The organism is Haloarcula sp. HT12 (assembly GCF_055271655.1).
Genome location: NZ_JBUXKW010000005.1, coordinates 117,316 through 139,898, shown reverse-complemented (window position 1 = coordinate 139,898; position 22,583 = coordinate 117,316). Strand labels below are relative to the sequence as shown.

Sequence of the window (22,583 nt, the reverse complement as noted above, 5' to 3'; positions counted from 1 at the left end):
GTAGCTGCCGGCCGTCAGGGAGCCAGCGCCTCGATGACGCGGTTCGGGTTGTTCGAGAACACCTTCCGCATCGCGTCTTCTGGGACGTCTAATGTCAGTATCTCCATCACGGCCACGTTCGGGTGAACGCCGGGGACACCGCTCCCGAAGAGGACGCGATCCGGATGTTCCAGGATCGCCCGCTCCATGGGTCGTCGATAGCGGACTGCGCTGGTGTCGAGATACAGCTGGTCGTGCGTCTCCAGCAGATCGATAGCCCGGTCCATCAGGTCCTGTCGGAGCGGGTGCGCACCGAAATGCGAGAGAATGACCGGGAAATCGTACGCTAACAGCGATTCGGCGACGGCTTCGGGCGGGAACCCTTCGCCGCCGTGGACGATGACGGGCAGCGACACGGATTCCAGTTCCGCGAGCACGTCCTCGTCTGGCAGCCCGTCCATCGGCGGATGGAGCTTGAAGCCGTAGAACCGGTCGTCGTAGGCGTACTGCTCGATGTCCGCCGGCGAGGTGTGGTCCTCGGTGCGGCTGCTCGCGAGGTTGCGAAGGGTCGACCCGGGACCGCTCCCCGGATCCCGAGCGCCGTTGACTCTGGCGAAGGCGACCATCGGTCGCTCGACGGTCATCCGGGCGACGGCGTTGTTCGCTTTCAGATACGACCCGTCCCGTTCGTCGGGAAAGACGACGGAGCGGACGACGCCGGCCTGGTGCATCTCCCGTTCGAGTTGCTCCGGGTCACCCATCCCATCTCGCGGTCGGCGCTGCTCGTCGGGCTCTAACCGTGCGTGGACGTCGACAACGCGAAACCCGTGCTCCAGCTCCAGCATCTACTATACGGTGTGTCTACCCCTATATTAAAAGGTGTGTAGGTCCGGTCAGGATTACGGGGATAGCACGGCGCTGTCGCCCGACGAGCGGTCCACGGTGTTAGAAAGTTTTATATAGAACCGCTTGCCTTGTCTTAAGTGAGGTTCAACACATATGTCATCTGGCCAGCGACGCATGGGCGGCCAGCCTCTTTTCATCCTTGATGAGGACGCCCAGCGCACACACGGGAAGGACGCACAGTCATCGAACATCTCCGCCGGAAAGGCCGTAAGCGAGTCCGTACGGACCACGCTCGGTCCCCGCGGCATGGACAAGATGCTCGTCTCCGACGACGGTGATGTGGTTATCACCAACGACGGGGCGACCATCCTCTCCGAGATGGACATCGAACACCCCGCGGCCCAGATGATCGTCGAAGTCGCCCAGACGCAGGAAGACGAAGTGGGCGACGGCACGACGACAGCGTCCGTGCTGGCCGGGGAACTGCTGACGAAAGGCGAGGACCTGCTCGACGACGACGTCCACCCGACGACCATCGTCGAGGGGTACTCCGCCGCCGCCGAACTCGCCCGCGAGGCTATCGACGAGATCGTCCTCGACATCGACCTCGACGACGAGACGCTCGTCGAAGTCGCCGAATCCTCGATGACCGGCAAGGGCACCGGTGACGTCGAGGCGGAGAAGCTCGCCGAAGTCGTCGTCGACGCCGTCCGCCACGCCAAGAGCGACAACGGCGTCCGTCGGGACAACATCGAGGTCCACACCCAGACGGGTGCGGCCTCCTCCGCGACCAGGCTCGTCGAGGGCGTCATCGTCGACGAGACGGCCGTCCACGACAACATGCCGACCTCGGTCGAGGACGCGTCCATCGCGGTCATCGACACCGAACTCGACGTCCGCGAGAGCAACATCGACGCCGAGTACAACGTCTCCAGCGTCGACCAGCTCAACGCCGCCCTCGACGCCGAGGAGCAGGAACTCAGCGGCTACGCCGAGGAAGTCCTCGAAAGCGGCGCTGACGTCGCCTTCGTCACCGAGGACGTCGCCGACCGCGTCGCCTCCCAGCTCGCCAAGGAAGGCGTCTTCGTCGCCGACAGCATCAGCTCATCGACCGCCAAGGACATTGTCGAGGCCACCGGCGCGAAGCGCGTCGGCTCGCTCGAAGCCCTCGACGAGGACGCGCTCGGCCACGCCGACAGCGTCGACGTCGAGAAGCAGGGCGACGACGAGGTGACGTTCATCACCGGCGGCGCGACCGCCGAGTCCGTCACGGTCATCGCTCGCGGCTCCACCGAACACGTCGTCGACGAGCTCGAACGCGCGCTCAACGACGCGCTCGACACCGTCATCGCCGCGCTCGACGCCGGCGGTGTGGTCCCCGGCGCAGGCGCGACCGAAATCGCTATCGCCGATCACATCCGCTCGGAAGCGGCGTCCATCGAGGGCCGCAAGCAGCTCGCCGTCGAAGCGTTCGCCGACGCCGTCGACGTGCTGCCCCGCACGCTCGCGGAGAACACGGGCCTCGACGCTATCGACGCGCTCGTCGACCTCCGTGCCGAACACGAGAGCGAGGGCATCGCCGGCATCATCAGCGAAGGCCAGACCGGCGTCGTCGGTGACCCCGTCGACTACGGCATCCTCGACCCCGCCGCTGTCAAGCGCGAAGCGGTCGACTCCGCCACCGAGGCGGCGACGATGATCGTCCGCATCGACGACGTCATCTCGTCGAGTTAAGCGAGATAGCGGTACAGGCGCTCTAACCTGTTTTCTTTTGGTTAAACCGAAAGCGGCGCTACCGCTGTAGAAACCACCGCTCAGTCGCCGCTGGCTTTGACCGACAGCGTCAGCGTCGCCTCGCTGCCGTCAGCGAGCGCGTCGATGAGGTCCCGGTCCACGTCACCGGCCGCCGCGTCGGCGTTGACCATCACGGTCCGGTCGTCGACGTAGTCGCTCGTCCGCAGGACGTGGCTCCGGTCGTTCTCGAACGACAGGTCGGGGTGGCCGGTCCCGGTCACAGTGACAGCGTGGTCGCCGGCCTCGATGGTGCCCGTGATCGTCGCGTCGGCGTCCTGGCAGGCGGTCACGAACTCGTCGTCGAAGTCGGCGGGGACGCGGTCGGCCTCGATAGCGAGGATACAGTCGCCTGCGGGGGTCAGAAAGTCGTCGCTCGTCAGTTCCAGCGTGCTCGCGTGCTCGCCGGTGACGTTCTCGTGGCCCTGTGCGTGGACCACTTCCTCGAGTGTCATACCTCCCGGTCACCGCCGGGCGTACTTCAGCGGGACGACTCCGACCGGACGACGGTAACCGTCACCGCACCGCAGGCGCACTCGTGGGCCTCGCGGCGGCCGGCGTCGGTCTCGAACACCAAGGCTGGCTCGCCGAGCGGGCGCTCGCAGTGCTGGGCCTCGCAGGTCGGTGTCGCCGCCTCGTGCAGTTCGGTGAGCATAGCTGGATAGTAGATGGCTACCTATGTCAAAGCGAGCCATCCCCGGAGTGAAAGTGAAAGTGAAGCCGTGGGGCAAAGGATATGCCCCCGCGGAACGGGCCACAAGGTATGTCGCTGGAGTGGCGCGGCGCGGCGGTTGCGCCGGACGACGAGATGCCGTCCCCGGAGGCGTGGGACCCGGTGTCGATGCCCGGGCGGCCCGAGCAGTTCGCCGGGGCCGAGGCCGTGGCCTACGAAACGACGTTCTCGGACCCACGGGACGAGAGCGACGCACACGCGCTGCTGGTACTGCACGGAACGTACGCACACACGCGCGTGTGGTGCAACGGCGACCTGCTCACCACTCACGACGCCTACTTCGAACCGCTCCGGGTTCGCCTCCCCGAGAGCGAGGAGTACCGGGTCGTCGTGGAGTGTCGCGCGCCCGAGGACCGCTTCGGCGGCCTGCACGCAACCGATCAGCTCCCGCCGGAGCGCTGTGTCCCGGGCATCTGGTGGGACGCGCGCCTCGAAACACGGCCGGACCCCTGCGTGAGCGAACTTTCGGTCCGACCGCAGGTGGCGGGCGACGACCCGGAGGACGCCGCCGTCGAAGTGTCCGCGACCGTCCTGACCGAAGACTCCCTCGACGACCGAATGACGCTCTCGCTCCGGCCGGAGGGGGACGTTCGCGGCGGCGGGATGATGGACCGAGCCCGCGTCTCGACCGACGAGGAAACGGCGACGGTGAACTATACGATGGACGTCCGGGATCCATCGCTGTGGTGGCCTCACGACCGCGGCGAGCAGTCCCGCTACGTCCTGCGGGCGAAACTCGGCGACGACGAGCATTCGGTGACGACCGGGCTGTGCACTGTCGAATACGAGGACGGCCTGCTGGTCAACGGCCAGACGGTGCCGGTTCGCGGCGTGACGCTGCTGGATCCGACTGCCGAAGATATCGCGCGGGCCGTCGACGCCAACGCGAACCTGGTCCGGGTTCGGGCCCAGGGAACACCGCCCGAGGTGGCCCGGGCCTGTGACGACCACGGCGTCCTGCTCTGGCAAGACTTGCCGCTGTCCGGCCCCGGGTCGTTCGACAGCGAGCGGGGGACCGACCTCGCGGCGTCGCTGGAGGCTGCTTACATGCAACATCCCAGTTTCGCGGCCGTGGGCGTTCACGACGAACCGGTGCCGTCGTTCGCCGACGGGCTCGGATCCGGCTTCCTCGACCGGTTTCGCTTCCGATGGCGTGCCTGGCGGGCCAGCTACGACGACGCGGACGCCGAGTCGGTGGCGGCGGCCGTCAGCGAGGTTCCGACGTTTCCCGTCGTCGGCCCGCCCGGCATCGACCCCGACGCGGCCACGCTGTACCCGGGGTGGCGATACGGCGACACGGCCGACCTCCCGTGGCTCTGTTCCCAGTTCGGCGTCGGCGACATCGTCGCGGGCTTCGGCGCGGGTGCGCTGGGGTCGCCGGACGCCGACGACAGTCCCGGCTTCGACAGCGCCTGCCACGACCGCCACGTCGACGGCGGCCTCGACGAGTCACAGGCGTATCAGGCCGGCGTCGTCCGCGAGGTCGCCGAGACGCTCCGGCAACGCGACGCGCCACTCATCGTCGTGGACAGCCTCCGGGACGTCGGTGACGCGGGTATGGGCGTTCTCGCCGCTGATGGGACCGAAAAAAGGGCGTTTGGCGTCCTCGCCGACAGCTACGAGCCCACGCAGGTCGTCCTCTCGGACCCGGCACCCGGTGAGCAGGATATCGTCGTCATCCACGACCGGCCGGAGAAGGCGGATCTCACCGTCGAATGGGACCGCAACGGCGACCGCGAACAGGCCGAACACACCGTCGGCCCGTTCGCCCGCGTCACCGTCGACACGCTCGCGCTTTCGGCCGGTGACGAAGTCACACTCGCCGCTACTGACGGCCAGACTGTCGTGAAAAACGAGTACTGTATTAATGAGTAATATACGGCCGTGATATACCAGGGAAATCCGGGCCGGTATCGACCGGCCGACCCCTCGAATTAAGGCGTGTGAGGCGTTGACGCGGTATTCAGTGCACCGGAATGTTTAAACAATATCCACCTCTATCTGTAGACACCAGAACGCTTCCGCGTTCAGGCAGTATCGCTTTCAGCCCAACATGAGAGGGAACCCTTGTTATTGGTGTCAGCCCCTCAGTAGTGGGCCGACTGTCTGTGCTGAAGCGGTGATGGCATAGAGGATTCAACAATGGCAGACTCGATAGACGAATCAAAGAACGTTACAGTAACAGAAGAGGACCTCGAAAACAAATCGAAAGGCGAGCTTATCAAACTCGCCGGCCAGCTTCGTGACCGACGCAACGAGCTGAACCAGATGGCGTCCGAGCGGGCCTCCGCCCGCGACGACCTGAACGCGAAGACTCGCGAGAAGGTCGACGAAGCCCAGGAACACCGCGAGAAGCGCGACGAGCTCAACGAGCAAGTCCAGGAACACAAGGACAAGCGAAACGAGCTCAACGCGGACGCAAACGAGCTGTTCGACAAGGTCGACAACCTGAAAAACGACCTCGAACTCGACGAGGGCACGTCGGTCGAACAACTCAAAGAGGAGATCGAGGACCTCGAGTTCAAGCAACAGACCGAAGTGCTCTCCTCGGAAGACGAGAAGGAGCTCATCGAGAAGATCGAGACCAAACGCGAGAAGCTCCAGGAGAAACAGGAGAAGCTCGATCAAGGTGGCGACCTCGAAGAGCTCAAAGAGGAAGCGGAAGAGGTCCGCTCGGAAGCCTCGAAGCACCACCAGAAGGTCACGGAACTGGCCGACGAGGCCCAGAAGCACCACAACGAGATGATCGAGGCCTACCGCGAGGCCGACGAGATCCGTGACGAGGCCGACGAGAAACACGAGGAGTTCGTCGAAGCCCAGGAAGCGGCCGACCAGCACCACGAGGACTTCGTCCGCGTCCAGAAGCGCCTGCGCGAACTCGACAAGAAGGAAGAAGAGCAGGAGCGCTCCCAGCGCGAGGAGAAGCAGGAAGCCGCTCGCGAGGAAGCCGAGGAGATCTATCAGAAGTTCAAGGAAGGCGAGACCCTCGACACCGAGGACCTGATGAAACTCCAGAAGGCCGGCAAGCTGTAATCTGCGGGATTTTCTCTCCGTTTTCACTGACTGTAGATGCTTCACTCGCCCTCACTTGGCCCGCTCCAGTTCGGTGTGCTCTCGCTCGTCCCGACAGCCCTCGGTGGCGTCCTGTTCGGTCTCGCGCTCGCCGCGCCACCGGGCCCGATGAACGCCGTTATCGCCGAAGAGAGCGCGCTCCGAGGCTGGCGGGCCGGTTTCTTCGCCGGCCTCGGTGCGATGACCGCTGATGCCTGTTTTTTGGTGCTTGCGCTGCTCGGCGTCGCCACGGTTATCACTGAGACGCCGGGCCTCCGACGCATGATGGTCGGTGCTGGCGGGCTCCTGATGCTCTGGTTCGCCTACGGTGCGGTTCAGGACGCTCACAAAGTCGCCGGGACGGACCTGTCGGGCACACCCGGAGAGAGCCGGGGCTTCCGCAAGGCGTTCGTGCTGGCGCTGACGAACCCCTATCAGGTCGCCTTCTGGCTTACCGTCGGCGTTGGCCTCCTCGAACCGGGTGTGATCGACGTGGCGTCGTACGTGCCCGCGGTCGACGCCGATGCGCTGACGGTCCAGACTGGGCATCCGGTGCTGCTGGGTGGGTTTTTCGGCGGTATCGGCCTCTGGATTACGGGGTTTCCTGCAGCTATCGTCGCCGCGAGAACGCGCATCGAACGGCTTGCACCGCTAATCGCGTGGGCGAGCGCCGCCGTGCTCGCCGGGACCGGCGTCCTGTTCCTGCTGCGGGCGCTATGAGTTGCCCATTCCGGTCGCCACGTCGTCGAGGTCGTCCTCGACGGCCATCTCGGCGACCTCCATCGTCAACCACTCCTGGAACCAGCGGGTCCGTTTGAGCCGCTGGTGGACGATTGACTCCGCTGTGTCGCTTTCGACGCGCTCGCGCGCGTCCTCGCCGCGCTCGATGACGCGGTCGACCATCTCGGCCGCGTCCATGTGCGTTCGGGACTCATAGCCCATCCGCAACAGCATCAGGGCGGTCCCGTTCGCGCCGACCTTATCCAGGATGTCCGCCTCGATGAGACACTGGACTTCCAGGGGCAGGTCGTCCAGCGGCCCCTGGTAGGAGTGGGCCTCGACGGCGGAGCAGACTTGTTCGATGAACGATTCCGGGTAGTCACCGTGTGCCGTCAGATACTCGCGCGCGATCCGAGCGCCGGCCTCCGCGTGGAGGTCCTGCTCGGCTTCCAGTTTCGCGATGTCGTGAAACAACGCTGCCACGCGAGTCACGTCCACGTTTGCCCCTTCCTTTCGGGCGATTTTCGTCGCGATGTCGACGACGTTGAGGATGTGATTGAAGCGGTACTCCGCGGAGTGCCACGGGTACCAGCGCATGCGGCCGCCCTCTTCCTCGTTTTCGACGCTCGCTGCGAGATAGTCGTGGACGAACTCCTTCATTTCCTCGAACGCGTCGGCTGAGACAGGTGACTCCCTAATCTCGACGCCCACAGCACCACCTCCGGAGACGGATTTCGATATTCATCTTACACATATAGACGTACGTTCGACTCTTTAGCGTTACGACAGGGAGAACGGCTGCCACACCCGGGGTTTCTAGATGCAAAACGCGTCGCAAATCCGGGTTTCGCGGGAAATTGTTCAGGCCGTCGACAGCTGTCATCTCCGTCGCTGACGCTGTATCAGGGGTGGCTATCGAGCGACAGCCCGCTGCTGGTTCCCAGCGGCTGAGAACATTAGTCCGGCTTTTTACATCTAATAAATAAATCAGTACATATGCCTCTCCAGCCACTTCACCCGCCCACCGGTGATGTGTCGATCGTTACCCACGCGATAAACGAACACGCGGTGACTGACGTGCTCGTCGGCGTCGGTATCGCCCTGTGTCTGTTCGGACTGTACTACAAGCTGATACTGCTCCCGGCGAATAGGCAAGAGTCGTCACAGCGCACGGGGGACCAGTCGCCACCTTAGAGGTAGGCGGCGTCCCAGCGCATCGGCTTGCGAACGTTGCCGCAGTTGTCACATTCGATACGGCCCATCGAGTCCATGGCGTTCGCGAGCGTCTCGCAGTTACTACAGTAGTAGCCGTAGCGGTCGCTCCCCTCCTCTGTGACGTGGACCACGTGGAACGGGGCCATCGACCCGGACTCGTGGTTGTTGTGGTCGACGTACACCGTCCGACCGTCGTCAGTGATCCGTTCGCGACCGAGTTCGTCCGCGTCGGTGTAGAGGTTCTCGACGTAGGTCCGCCCGGCGATGTCGACTTCACCCGTACCGGCGCGTTCGAAGCCGCGGTCCTCGTAGAAGCTGTTGCCCTCGACGTTGTCGGCGAGCACGCGTCCCTGGAGCGTCTCGGCACCGCGGTCATGAAGCTCCCCGTGGGTCTCGTCGAACAATGCTGACCCGATCCCCTCGCCGCGATATGCCGGGTCGACGTGTAGCCAGAGAATGGTCCCGATACTATCCCCTGACAGAACGCTCTCGGAGAGGCCGACCACCTGCCCGCCCTGTTCGGCGACGAGGATCAACCGATTGCTCTCGTCGTCGAGTACCTCCTCGATGCGCGCTTCGTCGTACCACTCCTCGATAGCGCTCGTAATCGCCTTCGGCCCCAGCGAGTACGACGCCTCCAGCGAGCGCCGCGCCACGTCACGAATAGCTGGCCGGTCCGACGACACTGCCTCCCTGATTTGCATATGCCACTAGTTGGCACGGAACATCATAAATCTACAGTTCGATGTCAGAATTTGGGACACTCGTCAGGCTATTCATGCAGGGACACGGTGATTTGTGGCTCCCACCGGTCTGTGTCTGTCCTGTGTCCACTCACTGTCGATACGATACAGGACTGCGGGCGCTGTTCGGCAAGTAGTCCTTGCTCACGGGGACAGGATCAGCGGATGATGGTGACTGGCACCGGAATCCTATCGACGATTCGCTCGGCGACACTCCCGACGAAGAACCGCTCGATGAGGTCCTGGCTGTGGCTCCCGATGACGACGTGGTCGATCCCGTGTTCGGTGGTGTACTCGAGGATTACCTTCGACGGTCGCCCCTGTTCTATGACTGTCGAGAGTTCGACGTCGAACTCGTCGGCGAGTTGCTCGGCTTCGGCCAGGATCTCCTCGCCTTCGGCTTCGCGCTGTTCGTAGATGTCGCCGAGCTTGACGCCCACGTACTGCTCGGGCTGGTGGGTGACGCTTGTGTCGACGACGAAAAGCGCCGTTATCTCCGCCTCGGGAAACCGTTCACAGGCGAACTCCAGCGCATCCCCTGAGAGCTTCGACCCGTCGTACGGGACCAGTACAGCTGTCATACAGACAGGTTTTACCGCTCCCCTATTTAAACCCATCCGGAGGGGTTTAAATAGAATGACAGTAATGTTGTTTGTATGTCAGAATTCGGTGCCGTATCGCTCGTGCCGCCACTTTTGGCAATCGCCCTCGCCATCGCCACGCGGAAGGCGGTCCTGTCGTTGTTCCTCGGCATCTGGGCCGGGGGCGTTATCCTCACGGGGGGCGTCGGTCTGGGACAGACCTTCGACTGGATCGCCTCAGCCATCGGCGATAGCGTCTTCCACGCCCAGATACTCATCTTTACGCTGCTTCTGGGGTCGGCGGTGGCGATGATATGGCGGCTGGGCGGCTCCCACGCCGTCCAGCGGTGGGCAGGCGAACGCATCGATACCAAGCGAAAGGCCGGCATCTCGGCGTGGGTTCTGGGGATCGTGCTGTTCTTCGACGACTACGCCAACACGGCGGTCGTCGGGAGCACGATGAAAGATATCTCGGATAACCTGAACATCTCCCGAGAGAAGCTCTCGTATCTCGTCGACTCGACGGCGGCACCGGTCGCGACGCTCGCCATCTCCTCGTGGGTCGCCTTCCAGCTGTCGATGATCGAGTCGGGCTACGAGGCGACGGATCTGGCTGCCAGCGAGATCCCAAACTCGTTTACGGTGTTCCTGGAGTCCATCCCGTACAACATGTACTCGATTCTGGCCATCGTGATGGTCGGCATCATTGTCCTCTCACAGCGGGACTACGGCGAGATGCTCGCCGCCGAGCACCGGGCCTCCGAGACCGGGAAAGTGACACGTGACGACGCCCGGCCGATGCAGGACGTCAAGTCCGAACTCGGCGAGCCCAACGTCGACGACCCCCGGCTGCTGTCGTTCATCCTCCCTATCGTCGTCCTCATCGGAGTCACCGTCGGGTCGGCGCTGTACACCGGCTACGAACCCGGCGCCTCACTGTACGACATGGTCACTGGGGCCGACTACGCCCTCGCGCTCATCTTCGGGTCGTTCGCCATGGTGGCGACCACCTACGTCCTCGGCTACGCCTACGGAGTGCTGTCCCTGAGTGAAAGCGTCGATACGACCATTGACGGCTTCGGCATCATGCTAACAGCGGCGACAATTCTGGTGCTCGCGTGGGGCATCGGCAACGTCGTCTCACCGGTCGACGAGGGCGGTCTCGGGACGGGTGCCTACGTCGCGGACTTCGTGGAGGCGTTCCTCACGCCCGAGGTGTTGCCCGTCGTCGTGCTGTTCACCGCGGCCTTCATCGCCTTTTCGACCGGGAGCTCCTGGGGGACGATGGCCATCGTGACCCCGATCGCAATCCCGGTCGCCTGGAATCTCACCGGGAGCCACGAGATGGTCGCGGTCATGGTCGGGATGGTGTTCTCGGGCGCCATTTTCGGCGATCACTCCTCGCCCATCTCCGATACGACCGTCCTGTCGTCGACGTTCACCGGGGCCGACCTCATCGACCACGTCCGCACACAGTTCTACTACGCGGCCACGGTCGTCCTCGTGACCGCCGGGCTGATGCTGGTGTGGGGATTCACCCGCATCACGCCATTCGTCCTGCTGCCAGTCGGTGTTCTCGCGCTCGTCGGCATAGTCTATGGCCTCTCAGAATTCGACGCCCGACGCCGCGGCGTCGAACCCAAGACAACGCAGGCGCTTCAGGACGTGGCTCCGGGCGACGACTGACGGACGAGTCTTGGAATACCGCTTGGAAATTGGAGCCGCTTGCGGCACACCCGTTCGCCTTTCTCCGGTCCCCGACGAGACGACCGATTGCGGGCTGTTCTTGCCAGCCCAGCGAACTGTCGTGGCGACGCTGCCACGGGTCCTCTCGGGAGTCGCTCGACCGTTCGGGGGACCGTGCGGGACCCGCGGTCACAAGCATTGGAAGGCCCAGTTAGATAGTCCCGGGCGGATTCGAACCGCGGTCGCTCCGCGTTGCTCCACTCCCTGCTTCGAATCCGCTGAACGTATTTGCCGCTCGCGACGTTGCTCGCGGCAAAAGTAGTCCCGGGCGGATTCGAACCGCCGTCAAGGGCTCCAAAGGCCCTTATGATTGGCCACTACACCACGGGACTTCGCTTCGCTCGTCCCGCGTACCTCGCAGAACCGTCCGGTTCTGCTCACCACCGCGGGACTGCACTTACCGCGTTCGGAATAATCGACGGAACGCACTTGAACGCTTCGAGAGCGTGCGGTCAGTCGCTGGTGACTTCGGCCTCGACTTCCAGCAGGGCACAGACGTCGTCCTCGGGGTCGAAACAATCCGGACACTGCGGTTGGCGGTCGATGATCGTATCGAGGCGATCCGCGACGGTTTCGTCGATGACGCCTTCCAGCTGCTTTGCCTCGGCACGGAACTCCTCGACCTCTAGCACCTCGATGAGGAACCGCTCGATGATGCAGTAGTTCTGGAGCGCTTCCCGCGCCTGTGCGATGCCGTCGTCGGTGAGGTCGACGCCCTTGTACTTTTCATGGTTCAGCAGCCCTCTATTCTCGAGTTTGCCGATCATCTCGTTTGCGCTCGCCGGGCTGACATCGAGCATGTCGGCCACGTCGCCGGTGGATGCCGGACCGTCTTCTTGCTGTTGCGTGAGATAGATCGCTTTCAGATACTGGGCCTGCGTGTTCATTGGTAGTCCTCCATCAGGTCGGTCACGTCTTCAACGCCCTCCGCCTCGTCCTCGCGGATATCCGATAGCACGGCAAGCAGTCGCTCGCGGTCGATGGTGAATGTCACGTCGGACGCCTCGATGGCTTCGATGAGGTCGTCGTAGAACTTGTACGCCGTTTCCTCGTTACAGAGCTGGTCGTACAGCACGCCGTCGAAGTCCTCGTCGGCTTCGTACTGGGCCTCGACCAGGGTCTCGATTTCCTCGAACGGGACGGTGTCGGCTTCCAGGTCGTCGATGAGTTCCTCCAGTTGCCGCCGGTGCTCGGCCGACTCCGTCTCGGCGTGTTCGAGAAGGTCGAGTACCGCCTGCTCGTGCGCACCGCTCGTTTCCTCGGCGTGTTTGGCGGACCGTGCCTCGACAACCTCTTCGAGGACGATACCGATCTGTAGCAGCCGGGCGAGTTGATGGTCGGATACAACCGGCTGTGTGAGACTCACGGCATCACCCCCACTCGGCGCTGTGCTGCGGTCATACACGTAGTTCGGGGAGGGCCGGACTTAAGCGGTTCCCTGTCGCCGGACCACGCTCCCACGGTTGTCCGCCCGTTGCGTGCTCCCGATACTTCGTCCGGGATGTTGTCAGTCAGTCCAGCAGTGACCGTCGCGAATGCCCGGACTCGTTAGTGAGACAGTTCTAACCCGAAACTACCAGACGTTGGGTCACGATAACAGATACAAGCAATGGTTGAAAATGACTGGCACGAAGATGCGGTCATCTACACGCTGGACGTGAAGACGTTCAACGACAGCGACGGCGACGGCTGGGGCGATTTCCAGGGTCTCATCGAGAAACTCGAGTACATCGATGAGTTGGGCGTCACCTGTCTCTGGCTCCGGCCGTTCTACCCGAGTCCGCTCCGAGACAACGGCTACGACGTCGCGGACTACTACAGCGTCCACGATCGGATGGGCACACTTGAGGACTTCCGGGAACTCACCGACCGCGCACACGACCGCGGCATCCGCGTCCTCACCGACCTCGTGTTCAACCACACCTCGACCGACCACGAGTGGTTCCAGCGTGCCCGCGAGGACCCTGACTCGGAGTACCACGACTACTACCTCTGGACCAGCCATCTCGACGACGCGTACAAGACCGGCAACATCTTTCCAGACCGCGAGGACGGCGTCTGGAGCTACGACGACGCCGCCGGCAAGCACTACTTCCACCAGTTCTATCATCACCAGCCCGACCTCAACGTCGCCAACCCCGCCGTCCGCGACGAGATCCACAACGTGATGCGCTTCTGGCTGGACCAGGGAGCCGACGGCTTTCGGATCGACGCCGCCCACCCGATGCTTCTGCCCAAGGGCCACAACGGAACGACCGAGGACATAGAGCTGTTCAAGGAACTGAAACGCGTCGCCACGGCGGCGAAAGACCACGCCGTACTCATCGCCGAGGCCGACGACCAGCCCGAGCATCTCGACTACTATTTCGGGGACGGCGAGGCGTTCGACCTCATGTTCAACTTCGTCCTGAACGCCCACATGGTGTACGGCGTCGGCGTCAAAGACACCTGGCCGCTTCACCGCGCGAACGAGGTCTTGCCGGACATCTCCGGCGTCGGTCAGTGGGCGAACTTCCTCCGGAACCACGACGAGTGGAACCTCCTGAAACTCCCCCACGAGGCGCTGGAGCACGCCCGCGAGTACTTCGGCCCCGACGACGGCTCCTCGTGGATCTTCGGTCGGGGTCACCGGCTCCGACTCGCGGATCTCTTCGGTCATGACCACGACCGCATCGAAATGGCCCACAGCCTCCTCTTCGCGTATCCCGGGACGCCGGTGGTCCTCTCGGGCGACGAAATCGGCATGGGCTCGGACCTGTGGCTCGACGAACGGGAGTCGGTCCGAACACCGATGCAGTGGGACGACACCGAGAACGGCGGCTTCTCGACGGCCGACCGCGAGGACTGCTACAACCCACCCGTCGTCGGCACCGAATACAGCTACGAACACATCAACGTCGCCGACCAGCGCGGCGACCCCGACTCGCTGCTGTCACGCGTTCAGCGCATCACCGCGGCCCGTACGCGCAACCCGGAACTGAGCGACGGCGACCTCCACCTCGCTAAATCGGGACACAAAGATGTGCTCGTCCACCGCGTCGACACCGACGACATCGCGTTCATCTTCGCTCACAACTTCGCCGACGAGTACCGCGAGTCAGTGCTCCAGTGGGAGGTCCCCGACGCCGACACGTCGAAGGAACTCGGCGACGGCGGCTATCACATCGCGGACGGCGGCGTCACCTTCCTCTTGGACCCGTGTGATTACGTCTGGCTTCGCGGCGACAAGAGCGACTGGTGAGCTAGCAGCAGCCACACTCGACTGCAAAACAGAATGTTGTTCGCGGGCTACCCGCCTGCGAGAGTAATCGGTGATTACTCTCGCAGACGCTCGTAGATCAGCTGGTCGAGGTCTTCGCGGAGTTCGTCGACCTGCACTTCTTCGAGCACGGGGACGTAGAACCCTTCGACGAGCATGTTCTTCGCTCGCTCCGGGTCGACACCGCGGGAGGTCATGTAGAACATGTCTTCCTCGTCGACCTGCCCGACTGTCGCGGAGTGGGAGGCCTCGGTGTCGTGGTTGTTGATGATGAGCTTCGGCGACGCGTCGGCCTCGGAGTCGTCCGAGAGCATGAGCGTGTTCTCACGCTGGTAGGAACTGGTGTCCCAGGCACTGCGGCCGACGTCCTGAACGCCCTCGTACACCGAGCGGGCCTCGTCGTCAAGGACCCCGCGGGTGACGAGATCGGCGATAGTGTGTTCGGCCTCGTGCCAGACGCGGCTGGCGATGTCGAAGTGCTGGTCCTCGTGGCCGAAGAACGCACCCAGGATCTGTGACTCGGAAGAGTCACCCAGCAGTCGGGTCTCGACGCTGGACTTGGTCAGGCGGGAGCCGATGTTGCCGTCGATCCAGTTGACCGTGGCGTAGGTGTCGGCGTGGCCGCGCTTGACCTGGAAGTTGTAGGTCTCCTCCGAGAGGTTCTGGAGCGCGCCGTACTGGACGTAGGCGTTCTCCTCGGCGACGACCTCGACGATACCGGAGTAGTACTGGTCGGCCTCGACCGTCTCGCCGGTCTGTTGCCGTTCCAGAATCGTGACCGAGGAGGACTCCTCGGCGAGGACGAGCGTGTAATTGAACAGCGACTGGCTGTTCATCGTCGTCCGGATCTTCACGTCCTCGGCGTCGACGCCTTCGGGGACGTAGACGACTGTCCCAGCCGAGAACAGGGCCGTCGACAGCGCAGTGAGGTAGTCCCGCTGCGGGTCGACGGTGCTGCCGAAGTGCTCCTTGACGAGGTCCTCGTGGTCCGCGAGCGCCTCGCTCCAAGAGAGGACCTCGACGCCCTCTGCGTCGACGCGGTCCTTGTCCTGTGCGTAGTCGAGCGGGTCGACCAGCCGTTCGTATTCGAGCGCGTCGAGGTTCGTCCAGGTGCGACCCGGCGTCCGGATGACGTCCGGCATGTCGAGCTCGTCGAGCGCTGCGAGCGCGTCCTTTCGCGTCTCCAGCAGCCACTCGGGCTCGCCGAGGTCCTCCGAAATCTGTTCTACCTGGGTCTCTGTGAGATTGGCGTGTACCTGCGTACTCATGGTTATCCGAGCGACCCCTCCATCTCAAGCTCAATGAGGCGGTTCAGCTCGACCGCGTACTCGATGGGCAGTTCTTCCGTGATCGGCTCGATGAAGCCGGCGACGATCATCTGCTTTGCGTCGTCGTCGTCCAGTCCGCGGGACTGCAGATAGAAGACGTCCTCGTCGCCGATCTTGCCGACGGTCGCCTCGTGGGCGACGTCGACTTTGGACTCCTTGATCTCCATGTACGGCATCGTGTCCGAGGTGGACTCGTTGTCGAACATCAGCGCGTCACACTCGACGGAGGTCGAGGAATCCTCGGCACCGTCGGCGATGTGGACGAGACCGCGGTAGTTCGTGCGGCCGCCGTCCTTGCTGATGGACTTGGACTCGATGGTGGACTTGGTCTCGGGGGCGTTATGGTAGACCTTCGCACCCGTGTCGATGTCCTGGCCCTCGCCGGCGAAGGCGATGGTGATGTGGTTGTCCGTCGCGCCGGGGCCTTTGAGGACGGTGGAGGGGTACAGCATCGTGGCTTTCGAGCCCATGCTGCCGGAAACCCACTCCATCGTGCCGTCGGCCTCGCAGATGGCGCGCTTGGTGTTGAGGTTGTACGTGTTCTTCGACCAGTTCTGCACCGTGGAGTACTGGACGTGTGCGTTCTCCTTGACGAACACTTCGACGCCGCCGGAGTGGAGGTTGAACTCGGAGTACTTCGGGGCGGAACAGCCCTCGATGTAGTGGACCTCGGAGTTCTCCTCGGCGATGATGAGCGTGTGCTCGAACTGGCCCATCCCGTCGGAGTTCATGCGGAAGTACGCCTGCACCGGCATGTCGACCGTGGTGTCCTCGGGGACGTAGACGAACGACCCGCCGGACCAGATGGCGCCGTGCAGCGCCGCGAACTTGTTGTCGCTCGGCGGCACGGCCTTGGTCATGAAGTACTCTTTCAGGATGTCTTCGTGTTCCTGGACGGCCTTGTCCATGTCACAGAAGATGACACCCTTGTCTTCCCAGCGCTCCTGCATGTTCTGGTAGACGATCTCGGATTCGTACTGCGCGCCGACGCCCGAGAGCGCGTTCTTCTCGGCTTCCGGGATGCCCAGTTTGTCGAAGGTGTCCTGGATCTCTTCGGGGAGGTCGTTCCAGTCGTCGACCCCGCCGCGCGTCTCGATGTCGGGGCGGATGTAGGGAACGATCTCGTCGACGTCGACCTCGGAGAGGTCGGGCGCGCCCGGCCAGCCGGTCGGCATCGGCATTTCTTGGTACTGCTCAAGCGCGCGCAGGCGGCGTTCGAGCATCCATTCGGGCTCGTCCTTGTCTTCGGAGATGACCCGGATGGTCTCCTCCGTGAGGCCCTTCTCGGCTTCGAAGGCGGATTTCTCCTCCTTCTTGAATTCGAAGCGCTTCTCCGTGTCGGTTTCTTTGAGGTGGTCTTGATCTGAACTCATAGTGTGTGTAGTGTTATCGCTGTGTACGGAAGGGCGTTACGCGGCCTCGTAGGCTTCCTCTCGGACCCAGTCGTACCCCTCGTCTTCGAGCTTTTCGGCGAGTTCGGCGCCACCGGAGGTGGCGATCTGGCCGTCGAGCATCACGTGGACGTGGTCGGGTTCGACGTAGTCGAGGATGCGCTGGTAGTGGGTAATCTGGAGGATCCCCGCGCCCTGCTCGTCACGGAGCGCGTTGATCCCGTTGGAGACGTCCTGCAGTCGGTCGATGTCCAGTCCGGAGTCGATCTCGTCGAGCACGGCGATCGAGGGCTCGAGGATCGCGGCCTGGAGAACTTCGTTTTGCTTCTTCTCGCCGCCCGAGAAGCCAGCGTTGAGATACCGGGACGCGAACTTCTCGTCCATGTCCAGCTGCTCCATCTTCTCCTGGAGGATCTCCTGGAACTCGGCGACGCCGATTTCGCCCTCTTCGACGTTGCCTTCCATCGGGGAGGTGTCGTAGCCGGCGGCGTCCTCGTTGGTGTCGCCGCCCTCGGCTTCGGCCTCCTCTTCCTCGTCGTCGTCCTCGAACAGTTCCTCGCGCTCTTCGAGCTTGGCGTTGAGCGCGGTGCGGAGGAAGTTCACCATCGTGACGCCCTCGATCTCGGCCGGGTACTGGAAGCCGAGGAAGATGCCGAGCGCGGCGCGCTCGTTCGGTTCGAGGTCGAGCAGGTCCCAAGTGCGGAGCTCCTCCGGGATCTCCTCGTCACCGAACTCGTCCGCTTCGAGGTGGATGAGCACTTCGCCGTCGGTTACCTCGTAAGCGGGGTGGCCGGCGATGATCTTCGCCGTCGTCGACTTGCCCGAGCCGTTGGGACCCATCAGCGCGTGGATCTCGCCGGACTCGACTTCGAGGTCGACACCGCGAAGAATCGTCTCACCGTCCTCTTCTGCGACTTCTGCGTGGAGATTGTTGATTTCGAGTTTAGCCATAGGTATCTCTTAGGTCAACCGAAAGAAGGTACGTTTCACCCATGAAGCTTTCGCATTGCCGTGAACTCAACTTCAGTATATAGAAACAATATTTCTCGCAGCAGTAAGCGCCCGCCGTCCGTGAGTTACATGAAACTGCCGAGTCCCGTCTGCTCCTGACCGGACTTGACCTCCTCCCAGGAGATGTCCATTGCCTCCAGAATCCGGGCAATCGGGCCTTTCAGCGTCTTATCGAGCATCTTGTCCCAGTCGATTTCGAACTCCTCGGGGATCTGGTCCGCGTACTCGAAGCAGATTACGTCGGGGTCCCGGCGGAACTCGCCGTACAGCGGGTCACGCTGGGGGTCTAACCCTTCCTCTTCCTCGATGCGCTGGAAGAAATCGGAGTGAACTCGGTCGAGGTACAGCCGCTTCGGCTTCGAGCCGCTCTGGAAATTCGTCCCCAGCAGGAGGTTGGCGTACTTCGCGCCCCGCACCTGTGCGGTGTCGGTATCGTAGTTGTCCAGTTTCTTCCCGATGCCACCGGGGATCCCCACGTCGTCGTAGTTGACGTTGCCGTCCTGATAATCCTCGATGACGTCGCTGACGTACTGCTTGATGGACTCGGCGTCCTCCCCGCGAACGATGCGGTCGATGACTTCCTTCTGGACCCGCTTCGTGATGGGCGCGATGTCCGAGCGCTGGTACTCGAAGCCCGTGATGTCGATGTCGTCGACGTGTTTCCCCTCCTTCCAGACGATGTTGCCCGCGTAACGCTTCTTCTTGCCCGCCTGGAAGAACCGCCGGTAGAGCTTCTCGAACTCGATCTCGAAGCGGTGGAACTCGGCGTTGAGCTGCTCCATCGCGAACTCGTCGTAGGAGGCGTTGATCGTCTCCTCCAGTTCGAACCCTTTCTGGATTGTCGTGGCGATGAGTTCGAGTTCGTCCTCGCCCATCTCGGGATGCTTCTCGCGCATCTCGTCAGTGATCTCTACGTCGCCCTCGACGTCGTCGGGACCCACGTCGCCAAGCTGGAGCATGACGGAGTCGGTGTCGCCGTAGACGACCTCGTACCCCTCGTCGGCAACGACTTCGTCGGTGTAGTCGATGACCTCGCGACCGGTGGCGGTAACAGCGGCTCCCATCTCCTTGTCGTAGAGGCGGAAGCGATCCCAGCCCAGAACGCCATATAACGACTGGCCGACGAACTGGAATTTCCCGTTGCGGCCGGCCATGAGCGTGTGGTTGTCTTCGACGGTGACGCAGTAGACGCCGTTCTCGGCTGTACTCTCGGACCCACTGCGGTGCATCCGGAGCGTGTTCTTACTATCTTCCGTGACGTAGATTCGCCACGACCCGCTGTCGTGGTTGTAGTTCGCGGTCAGTCCGAGGTGGGCACAGAGCCGTAGCACGTCGTCCCGCAGCTGGTCGCTGGACGTGGTGTACCGCCAGGAGTTCTTTTGGCGGTCGCCATCACCGGCGATGAGCGTCTCAAGGAACCGACGCTTCTGTCGCTCGCTCAGGTCGAAGACGAAATCAGGGATTCGCTTCTCGAAGCTATCTCCGCCGCAGATATCGCGGAGCAAGTCGCTCAAAAGCTTCGAGGTGAACTGGTAGCTCCGCTCGTCGACGTAGTAGTCGAATCCTATCCGGTCGAGCAGGTCACCGATGGCCGCGTGGTCTGACTCGCCGCCGTCAGCGATGGCGTTTTGTGCTATTTTGACCATCGTCGCTGACCCGCGCGTCTTCTCGCCGAACTGCTTCGTCTCGGAGGTGTAGACATTCCCTTCGGTAATGTACCACGCGAGCAGTTCGAGGAAGTCGTCACCGTCGACTGTTCGCGGAATCCACTTCCGACCCGATTCGGCGTGGATATACGTCCGCTCCGCAACACGTTCGATATACTCCCGGTCAGCCTCGAAGGCATCGGGTCCAAACACGTACCCTTCCTGCCCGATGTCGTTTTTCAGCACTGTGTCGGGGTAGTACCCCAGTTCCGAGGCGAACGTATGGCCGTGGACCGACGGCCGGACCCACACCTCGTAGTCGTCGACGAACTCGGTCAGGTCAATCGTGTCTAACGGATCGCCGTCCGGTCCGTCCCAATCGTGCGGGAGTTCGTAGTTCGTCGCGTCGTCGAGGTCGCCGGCTTCCACGAATTGGTACTCGTCCTCAGTGATACCGTTCGTCTCGTTCTTTCGGACGAGCATCCGGTGATTCGGTGTGACTCGGAAGTCCATCTTGCTCGTCTCGATGTCGACCAGTTCGCCGCGGTAGTCCGGGTACGACTGTGTCTCGACGACAGGCTTGACCTCCATCTCTTCCGTCTCGGGGTCCAGCGAATACACCTCGTCGCCGATCTCGAGGTCACGGATGTTGCGGACCCCCTCGGGCGTCAGCACGTCCGTGTCCGGCGTGAAGCAGTTCATAATCACCTTCACTGCCGCCTGCTGCCTGTCAAAGCGCTCGTACTCGGGGTTATCTGGGTCGAAGCTGTTTCGCTGTTCCTTCTTTTCTTCGCGTTCTGACAGGAGTTCGTCGACCATCTCCCGGATGACGCCGTCCGGTTCTTTCCGGAAGTGGGTGCCGTTGGGGGCACGGTAGGTGTCGCCGTCGTAGGCATCTGGGTCGACCTTCGTCTCCGGGCTGGCGTTGGTCGTCACCATGCACATCGGGTACAGCGACTTCAGGTCCAGTACGGTGACGTTCTCGCGGACGCCGGTAATCGGGTCGAAGACGGCCCCGCCCTCGTAGTCCTCACTCTCCTGTTGGCCTTTCGAGGGGAGCGCGAACTCGCCGTGGAGCTTGTGGAGGACGTACATATCGACGGCGTCGCCGGGCGTCGTCGCGTCCTCCAGTTTGCACCCGACGAAGGTCCGGACCTCGTCCCAGAAGTCGATGATGTCCTGTTCGCGGTCGAGTTCGACACAGAGCTCCACGTCCCGGAGGTTGTACTCCAGCAACTGCTCGGGGTCCTGTTCCCAGAGGTCGCCGATGTCGCCGGTGTAGCGCTCCTTGCCGACGCCGAGTTCCTGCTCGCCGACGGCGTCGAGCCGGTAAGATTCGAGTTCGGTGAACTGCGTGCGCTTGTAGGCATAGAGGAGGTCGAAGACGACCCGGCCTTTGATATCGGGGCCGCCCCAGCCCGAGCGCCAGACCTCGTCGACCCGCGAGAGGCGGTCGATCTGCAGGTCGTAGTCGTGGTTGTAGCTCTGGAGTTCCTCCAGGCGGTCGAGGAAGTACGGCGCGTCGAAGTCGTCGAAGTTCCAGCCCGTCAGCACGTCCGGGTCCGTGTCGACGATGTAGTCGACAAACGCCTCCAGCATGGCCTCCTCCTCGTCGAAAACCCGAACGTCGGCCTCGAAGTCCTCTCGAATCGGGTCGTAGCCGGCCAGGGCCTCGGGGCCGTCGATGCCGTCTGGGGACTCGTACAGCCAGACGACGTACTCGTCGCGGTAGGAGTCATGGGAAGTGAGACAGATGATCGGCTCCTCGCCGTCCTCGGGGAACCCCTGTCGGTCGTCGACCTCGATGTCGAATGTGTTGACCCGCGGCTCGGCGTGAGCCTCGACTGGCCGTATCTCCTCGTGGTGGACCTTCAGGCTGCCGTCGTCGAGTTCGCGGGCGGGGACCCGCACGCCGCTCGTGATGTCCTTGTCGATGAGCAGGCGGTTGGGAAAGAGGATATCGGCCTCGTAGTGGTCGAAATCGTCGCGGATCTGTCCCACGTCGCGGGGCGTCTGGCCGAATATTTTTGTCAGTCGCTCGCCCCGAATGGACTCGTAAGGGTCGCCGTTCTCGTCGGCTTCCTCCCACCCGGTGATGCTGTCGTACTGGCGGAGTTCGTCCTCGGTGACGCTGCTGGTCGGCGCGTAGAAGTACGGCTTGAAATCGAAGACCCGCGCGTGCATCGGTTCGTTGTCGTCGGTGCGGCCAAAGACGTGGACGACCGGGAACTCCTCGTCGCCCTGGCCTTCGATGGTATAGTCGACCTGCGTAACGACGAACTCGACGGTCTCCTCGACCGGCGGGAACTGGCGCTCGTCGAGGTCGACGACGCTCGTCCCACCGTCGCTCCCACCGTTGCCCGCGATGGCCGCCGCTTCGTCGGCGACCGGGCGGTCCTCGTCCGCGTCTTGCTCGAAGGCCCCCAGCGTTTCCTGGTTCCCGTTACTCATTCTTGGCCGTGCTTCGAGATGGCGCATAAAAACACCGACGGTCGGCGGCATGTTGCCACAGGCAGAAAGTATATGCCATCGAGTACCATACC

19 protein-coding genes and 1 tRNA gene are annotated in these 22,583 nt (G+C 63.0%); 7 read left to right on the top strand and 13 right to left on the bottom strand.

What is annotated here, in order from left to right; translation table 11 throughout:
• Positions 1-14: 14 nt before the first annotated feature.
• Positions 15-824 (bottom strand): amidohydrolase family protein, encoded by an 810-nt coding sequence (locus tag ACY9XZ_RS17060; RefSeq protein WP_463458227.1) that lies wholly within the window; start codon positions 822-824, stop codon positions 15-17.
• Between the two features lie 175 nt (positions 825-999).
• Between ACY9XZ_RS17060 and thsA the strand changes: the two genes are divergently transcribed.
• On the top strand, positions 1,000-2,559 hold the full coding sequence (gene thsA / locus ACY9XZ_RS17055; RefSeq protein WP_463458642.1) for a thermosome subunit alpha: 1,560 nt from the start codon (positions 1,000-1,002) through the stop codon (positions 2,557-2,559).
• An 80-nt stretch (positions 2,560-2,639) separates the two neighbouring features.
• Here thsA and ACY9XZ_RS17050 read toward each other — a convergent pair whose 3' ends face one another.
• Positions 2,640-3,071, bottom strand: a complete 432-nt coding sequence (locus tag ACY9XZ_RS17050) for a DUF371 domain-containing protein (protein ID WP_463458226.1) — start codon at positions 3,069-3,071, stop codon at positions 2,640-2,642.
• A gap of 26 nt (positions 3,072-3,097) precedes the next feature.
• The gene (locus ACY9XZ_RS17045) at positions 3,098-3,271 is read right to left on the bottom strand and encodes a hypothetical protein (RefSeq protein ID WP_004517155.1); all 174 of its coding nucleotides are present in this window, start codon (positions 3,269-3,271) and stop codon (positions 3,098-3,100) included.
• Between the two features lie 108 nt (positions 3,272-3,379).
• Here ACY9XZ_RS17045 and ACY9XZ_RS17040 point away from each other — a divergent pair, with 108 nt between their 5' ends.
• The 3 genes from ACY9XZ_RS17040 to ACY9XZ_RS17030 all read left to right on the top strand — a co-directional run bounded on the left by ACY9XZ_RS17040 (position 3,380) and on the right by ACY9XZ_RS17030 (position 7,120).
• Entirely contained in the window at positions 3,380-5,224 is a 1,845-nt protein-coding gene (locus ACY9XZ_RS17040) for a glycoside hydrolase family 2 protein (protein WP_463458225.1), read from the top strand.
• Positions 5,225-5,491: 267 nt separating this feature from the next.
• Positions 5,492-6,382, top strand: coding sequence for a coiled-coil protein (locus ACY9XZ_RS17035; RefSeq protein ID WP_137684527.1), 891 nt, complete (start codon positions 5,492-5,494; stop codon positions 6,380-6,382).
• A gap of 36 nt (positions 6,383-6,418) precedes the next feature.
• Entirely contained in the window at positions 6,419-7,120 is a 702-nt protein-coding gene (locus tag ACY9XZ_RS17030) for a LysE family translocator (RefSeq protein ID WP_463458224.1), read from the top strand.
• Here ACY9XZ_RS17030 and ACY9XZ_RS17025 read toward each other — a convergent pair.
• The gene (locus ACY9XZ_RS17025) at positions 7,115-7,831 is read right to left on the bottom strand and encodes an HD domain-containing protein (protein WP_463458223.1); all 717 of its coding nucleotides are present in this window, start codon (positions 7,829-7,831) and stop codon (positions 7,115-7,117) included. The two genes, ACY9XZ_RS17030 and ACY9XZ_RS17025, sit on opposite strands and share 6 nt — an antisense overlap.
• 285 nt (positions 7,832-8,116) lie before the next feature.
• Between ACY9XZ_RS17025 and ACY9XZ_RS17020 the strand changes: the two genes are divergently transcribed.
• Positions 8,117-8,314 carry a hypothetical protein gene (locus tag ACY9XZ_RS17020; protein WP_463458222.1) on the top strand — a complete coding sequence of 66 codons (198 nt, stop codon included), beginning with the start codon at positions 8,117-8,119 and terminating at the stop codon, positions 8,312-8,314.
• Here ACY9XZ_RS17020 and ACY9XZ_RS17015 read toward each other — a convergent pair.
• Positions 8,311-9,039, bottom strand: a complete 729-nt coding sequence (locus ACY9XZ_RS17015; protein ID WP_463458221.1) for a GNAT family N-acetyltransferase — start codon at positions 9,037-9,039, stop codon at positions 8,311-8,313. The two genes, ACY9XZ_RS17020 and ACY9XZ_RS17015, sit on opposite strands and share 4 nt — an antisense overlap.
• Positions 9,040-9,236: 197 nt before the next feature.
• Positions 9,237-9,659 carry a universal stress protein gene (locus ACY9XZ_RS17010; RefSeq protein ID WP_463458220.1) on the bottom strand — a complete coding sequence of 141 codons (423 nt, stop codon included), beginning with the start codon at positions 9,657-9,659 and terminating at the stop codon, positions 9,237-9,239.
• Between the two features lie 75 nt (positions 9,660-9,734).
• Here ACY9XZ_RS17010 and ACY9XZ_RS17005 point away from each other — a divergent pair, with 75 nt between their 5' ends.
• A complete protein-coding gene (locus ACY9XZ_RS17005) occupies positions 9,735-11,345 on the top strand; it encodes a Na+/H+ antiporter NhaC family protein (protein ID WP_463458219.1) in 1,611 nt (536 codons plus the stop codon).
• Positions 11,346-11,664: 319 nt separating this feature from the next.
• Here ACY9XZ_RS17005 and ACY9XZ_RS17000 read toward each other — a convergent pair.
• The 3 genes from ACY9XZ_RS17000 to ACY9XZ_RS16990 all read right to left on the bottom strand — a co-directional run bounded on the left by ACY9XZ_RS17000 (position 11,665) and on the right by ACY9XZ_RS16990 (position 12,771).
• Positions 11,665-11,737: transfer RNA gene (locus ACY9XZ_RS17000), tRNA-Gln, on the bottom strand.
• Between the two features lie 120 nt (positions 11,738-11,857).
• Entirely contained in the window at positions 11,858-12,292 is a 435-nt protein-coding gene (locus tag ACY9XZ_RS16995; RefSeq protein ID WP_463458218.1) for a metal-dependent transcriptional regulator, read from the bottom strand.
• A complete protein-coding gene (locus tag ACY9XZ_RS16990) occupies positions 12,289-12,771 on the bottom strand; it encodes a ferritin-like domain-containing protein (protein WP_463458217.1) in 483 nt (160 codons plus the stop codon). Before ACY9XZ_RS16990 ends, ACY9XZ_RS16995 begins: the two co-directional genes overlap by 4 nt.
• Before the next feature lie 243 nt (positions 12,772-13,014).
• On the opposite strand from ACY9XZ_RS16990, the gene ACY9XZ_RS16985 reads away from it, so the two are divergent.
• A complete protein-coding gene (locus ACY9XZ_RS16985; RefSeq protein ID WP_463458216.1) occupies positions 13,015-14,646 on the top strand; it encodes an alpha-amylase family protein in 1,632 nt (543 codons plus the stop codon).
• A gap of 74 nt (positions 14,647-14,720) precedes the next feature.
• On the opposite strand, the gene sufD is transcribed toward ACY9XZ_RS16985, so the two are convergent.
• The 4 genes from sufD to ACY9XZ_RS16965 all read right to left on the bottom strand — a co-directional run bounded on the left by sufD (position 14,721) and on the right by ACY9XZ_RS16965 (position 22,491).
• Entirely contained in the window at positions 14,721-15,932 is a 1,212-nt protein-coding gene (gene sufD, locus ACY9XZ_RS16980) for a Fe-S cluster assembly protein SufD (RefSeq protein WP_463458215.1), read from the bottom strand.
• Positions 15,933-15,934: 2 nt separating this feature from the next.
• Positions 15,935-17,365: a Fe-S cluster assembly protein SufB gene (sufB, locus tag ACY9XZ_RS16975; protein ID WP_310895368.1), complete on the bottom strand. Its 1,431-nt coding sequence runs from the start codon at positions 17,363-17,365 to the stop codon at positions 15,935-15,937.
• Positions 17,366-17,401: 36 nt separating this feature from the next.
• Entirely contained in the window at positions 17,402-18,334 is a 933-nt protein-coding gene (locus ACY9XZ_RS16970) for an ATP-binding cassette domain-containing protein (RefSeq protein ID WP_463458214.1), read from the bottom strand.
• 125 nt (positions 18,335-18,459) lie between these two features.
• Complete coding sequence (locus tag ACY9XZ_RS16965; RefSeq protein ID WP_463458213.1) at positions 18,460-22,491, bottom strand: DNA polymerase domain-containing protein; 4,032 nt, start codon at positions 22,489-22,491, stop codon at positions 18,460-18,462.
• Positions 22,492-22,583 lie beyond the last annotated feature (92 nt).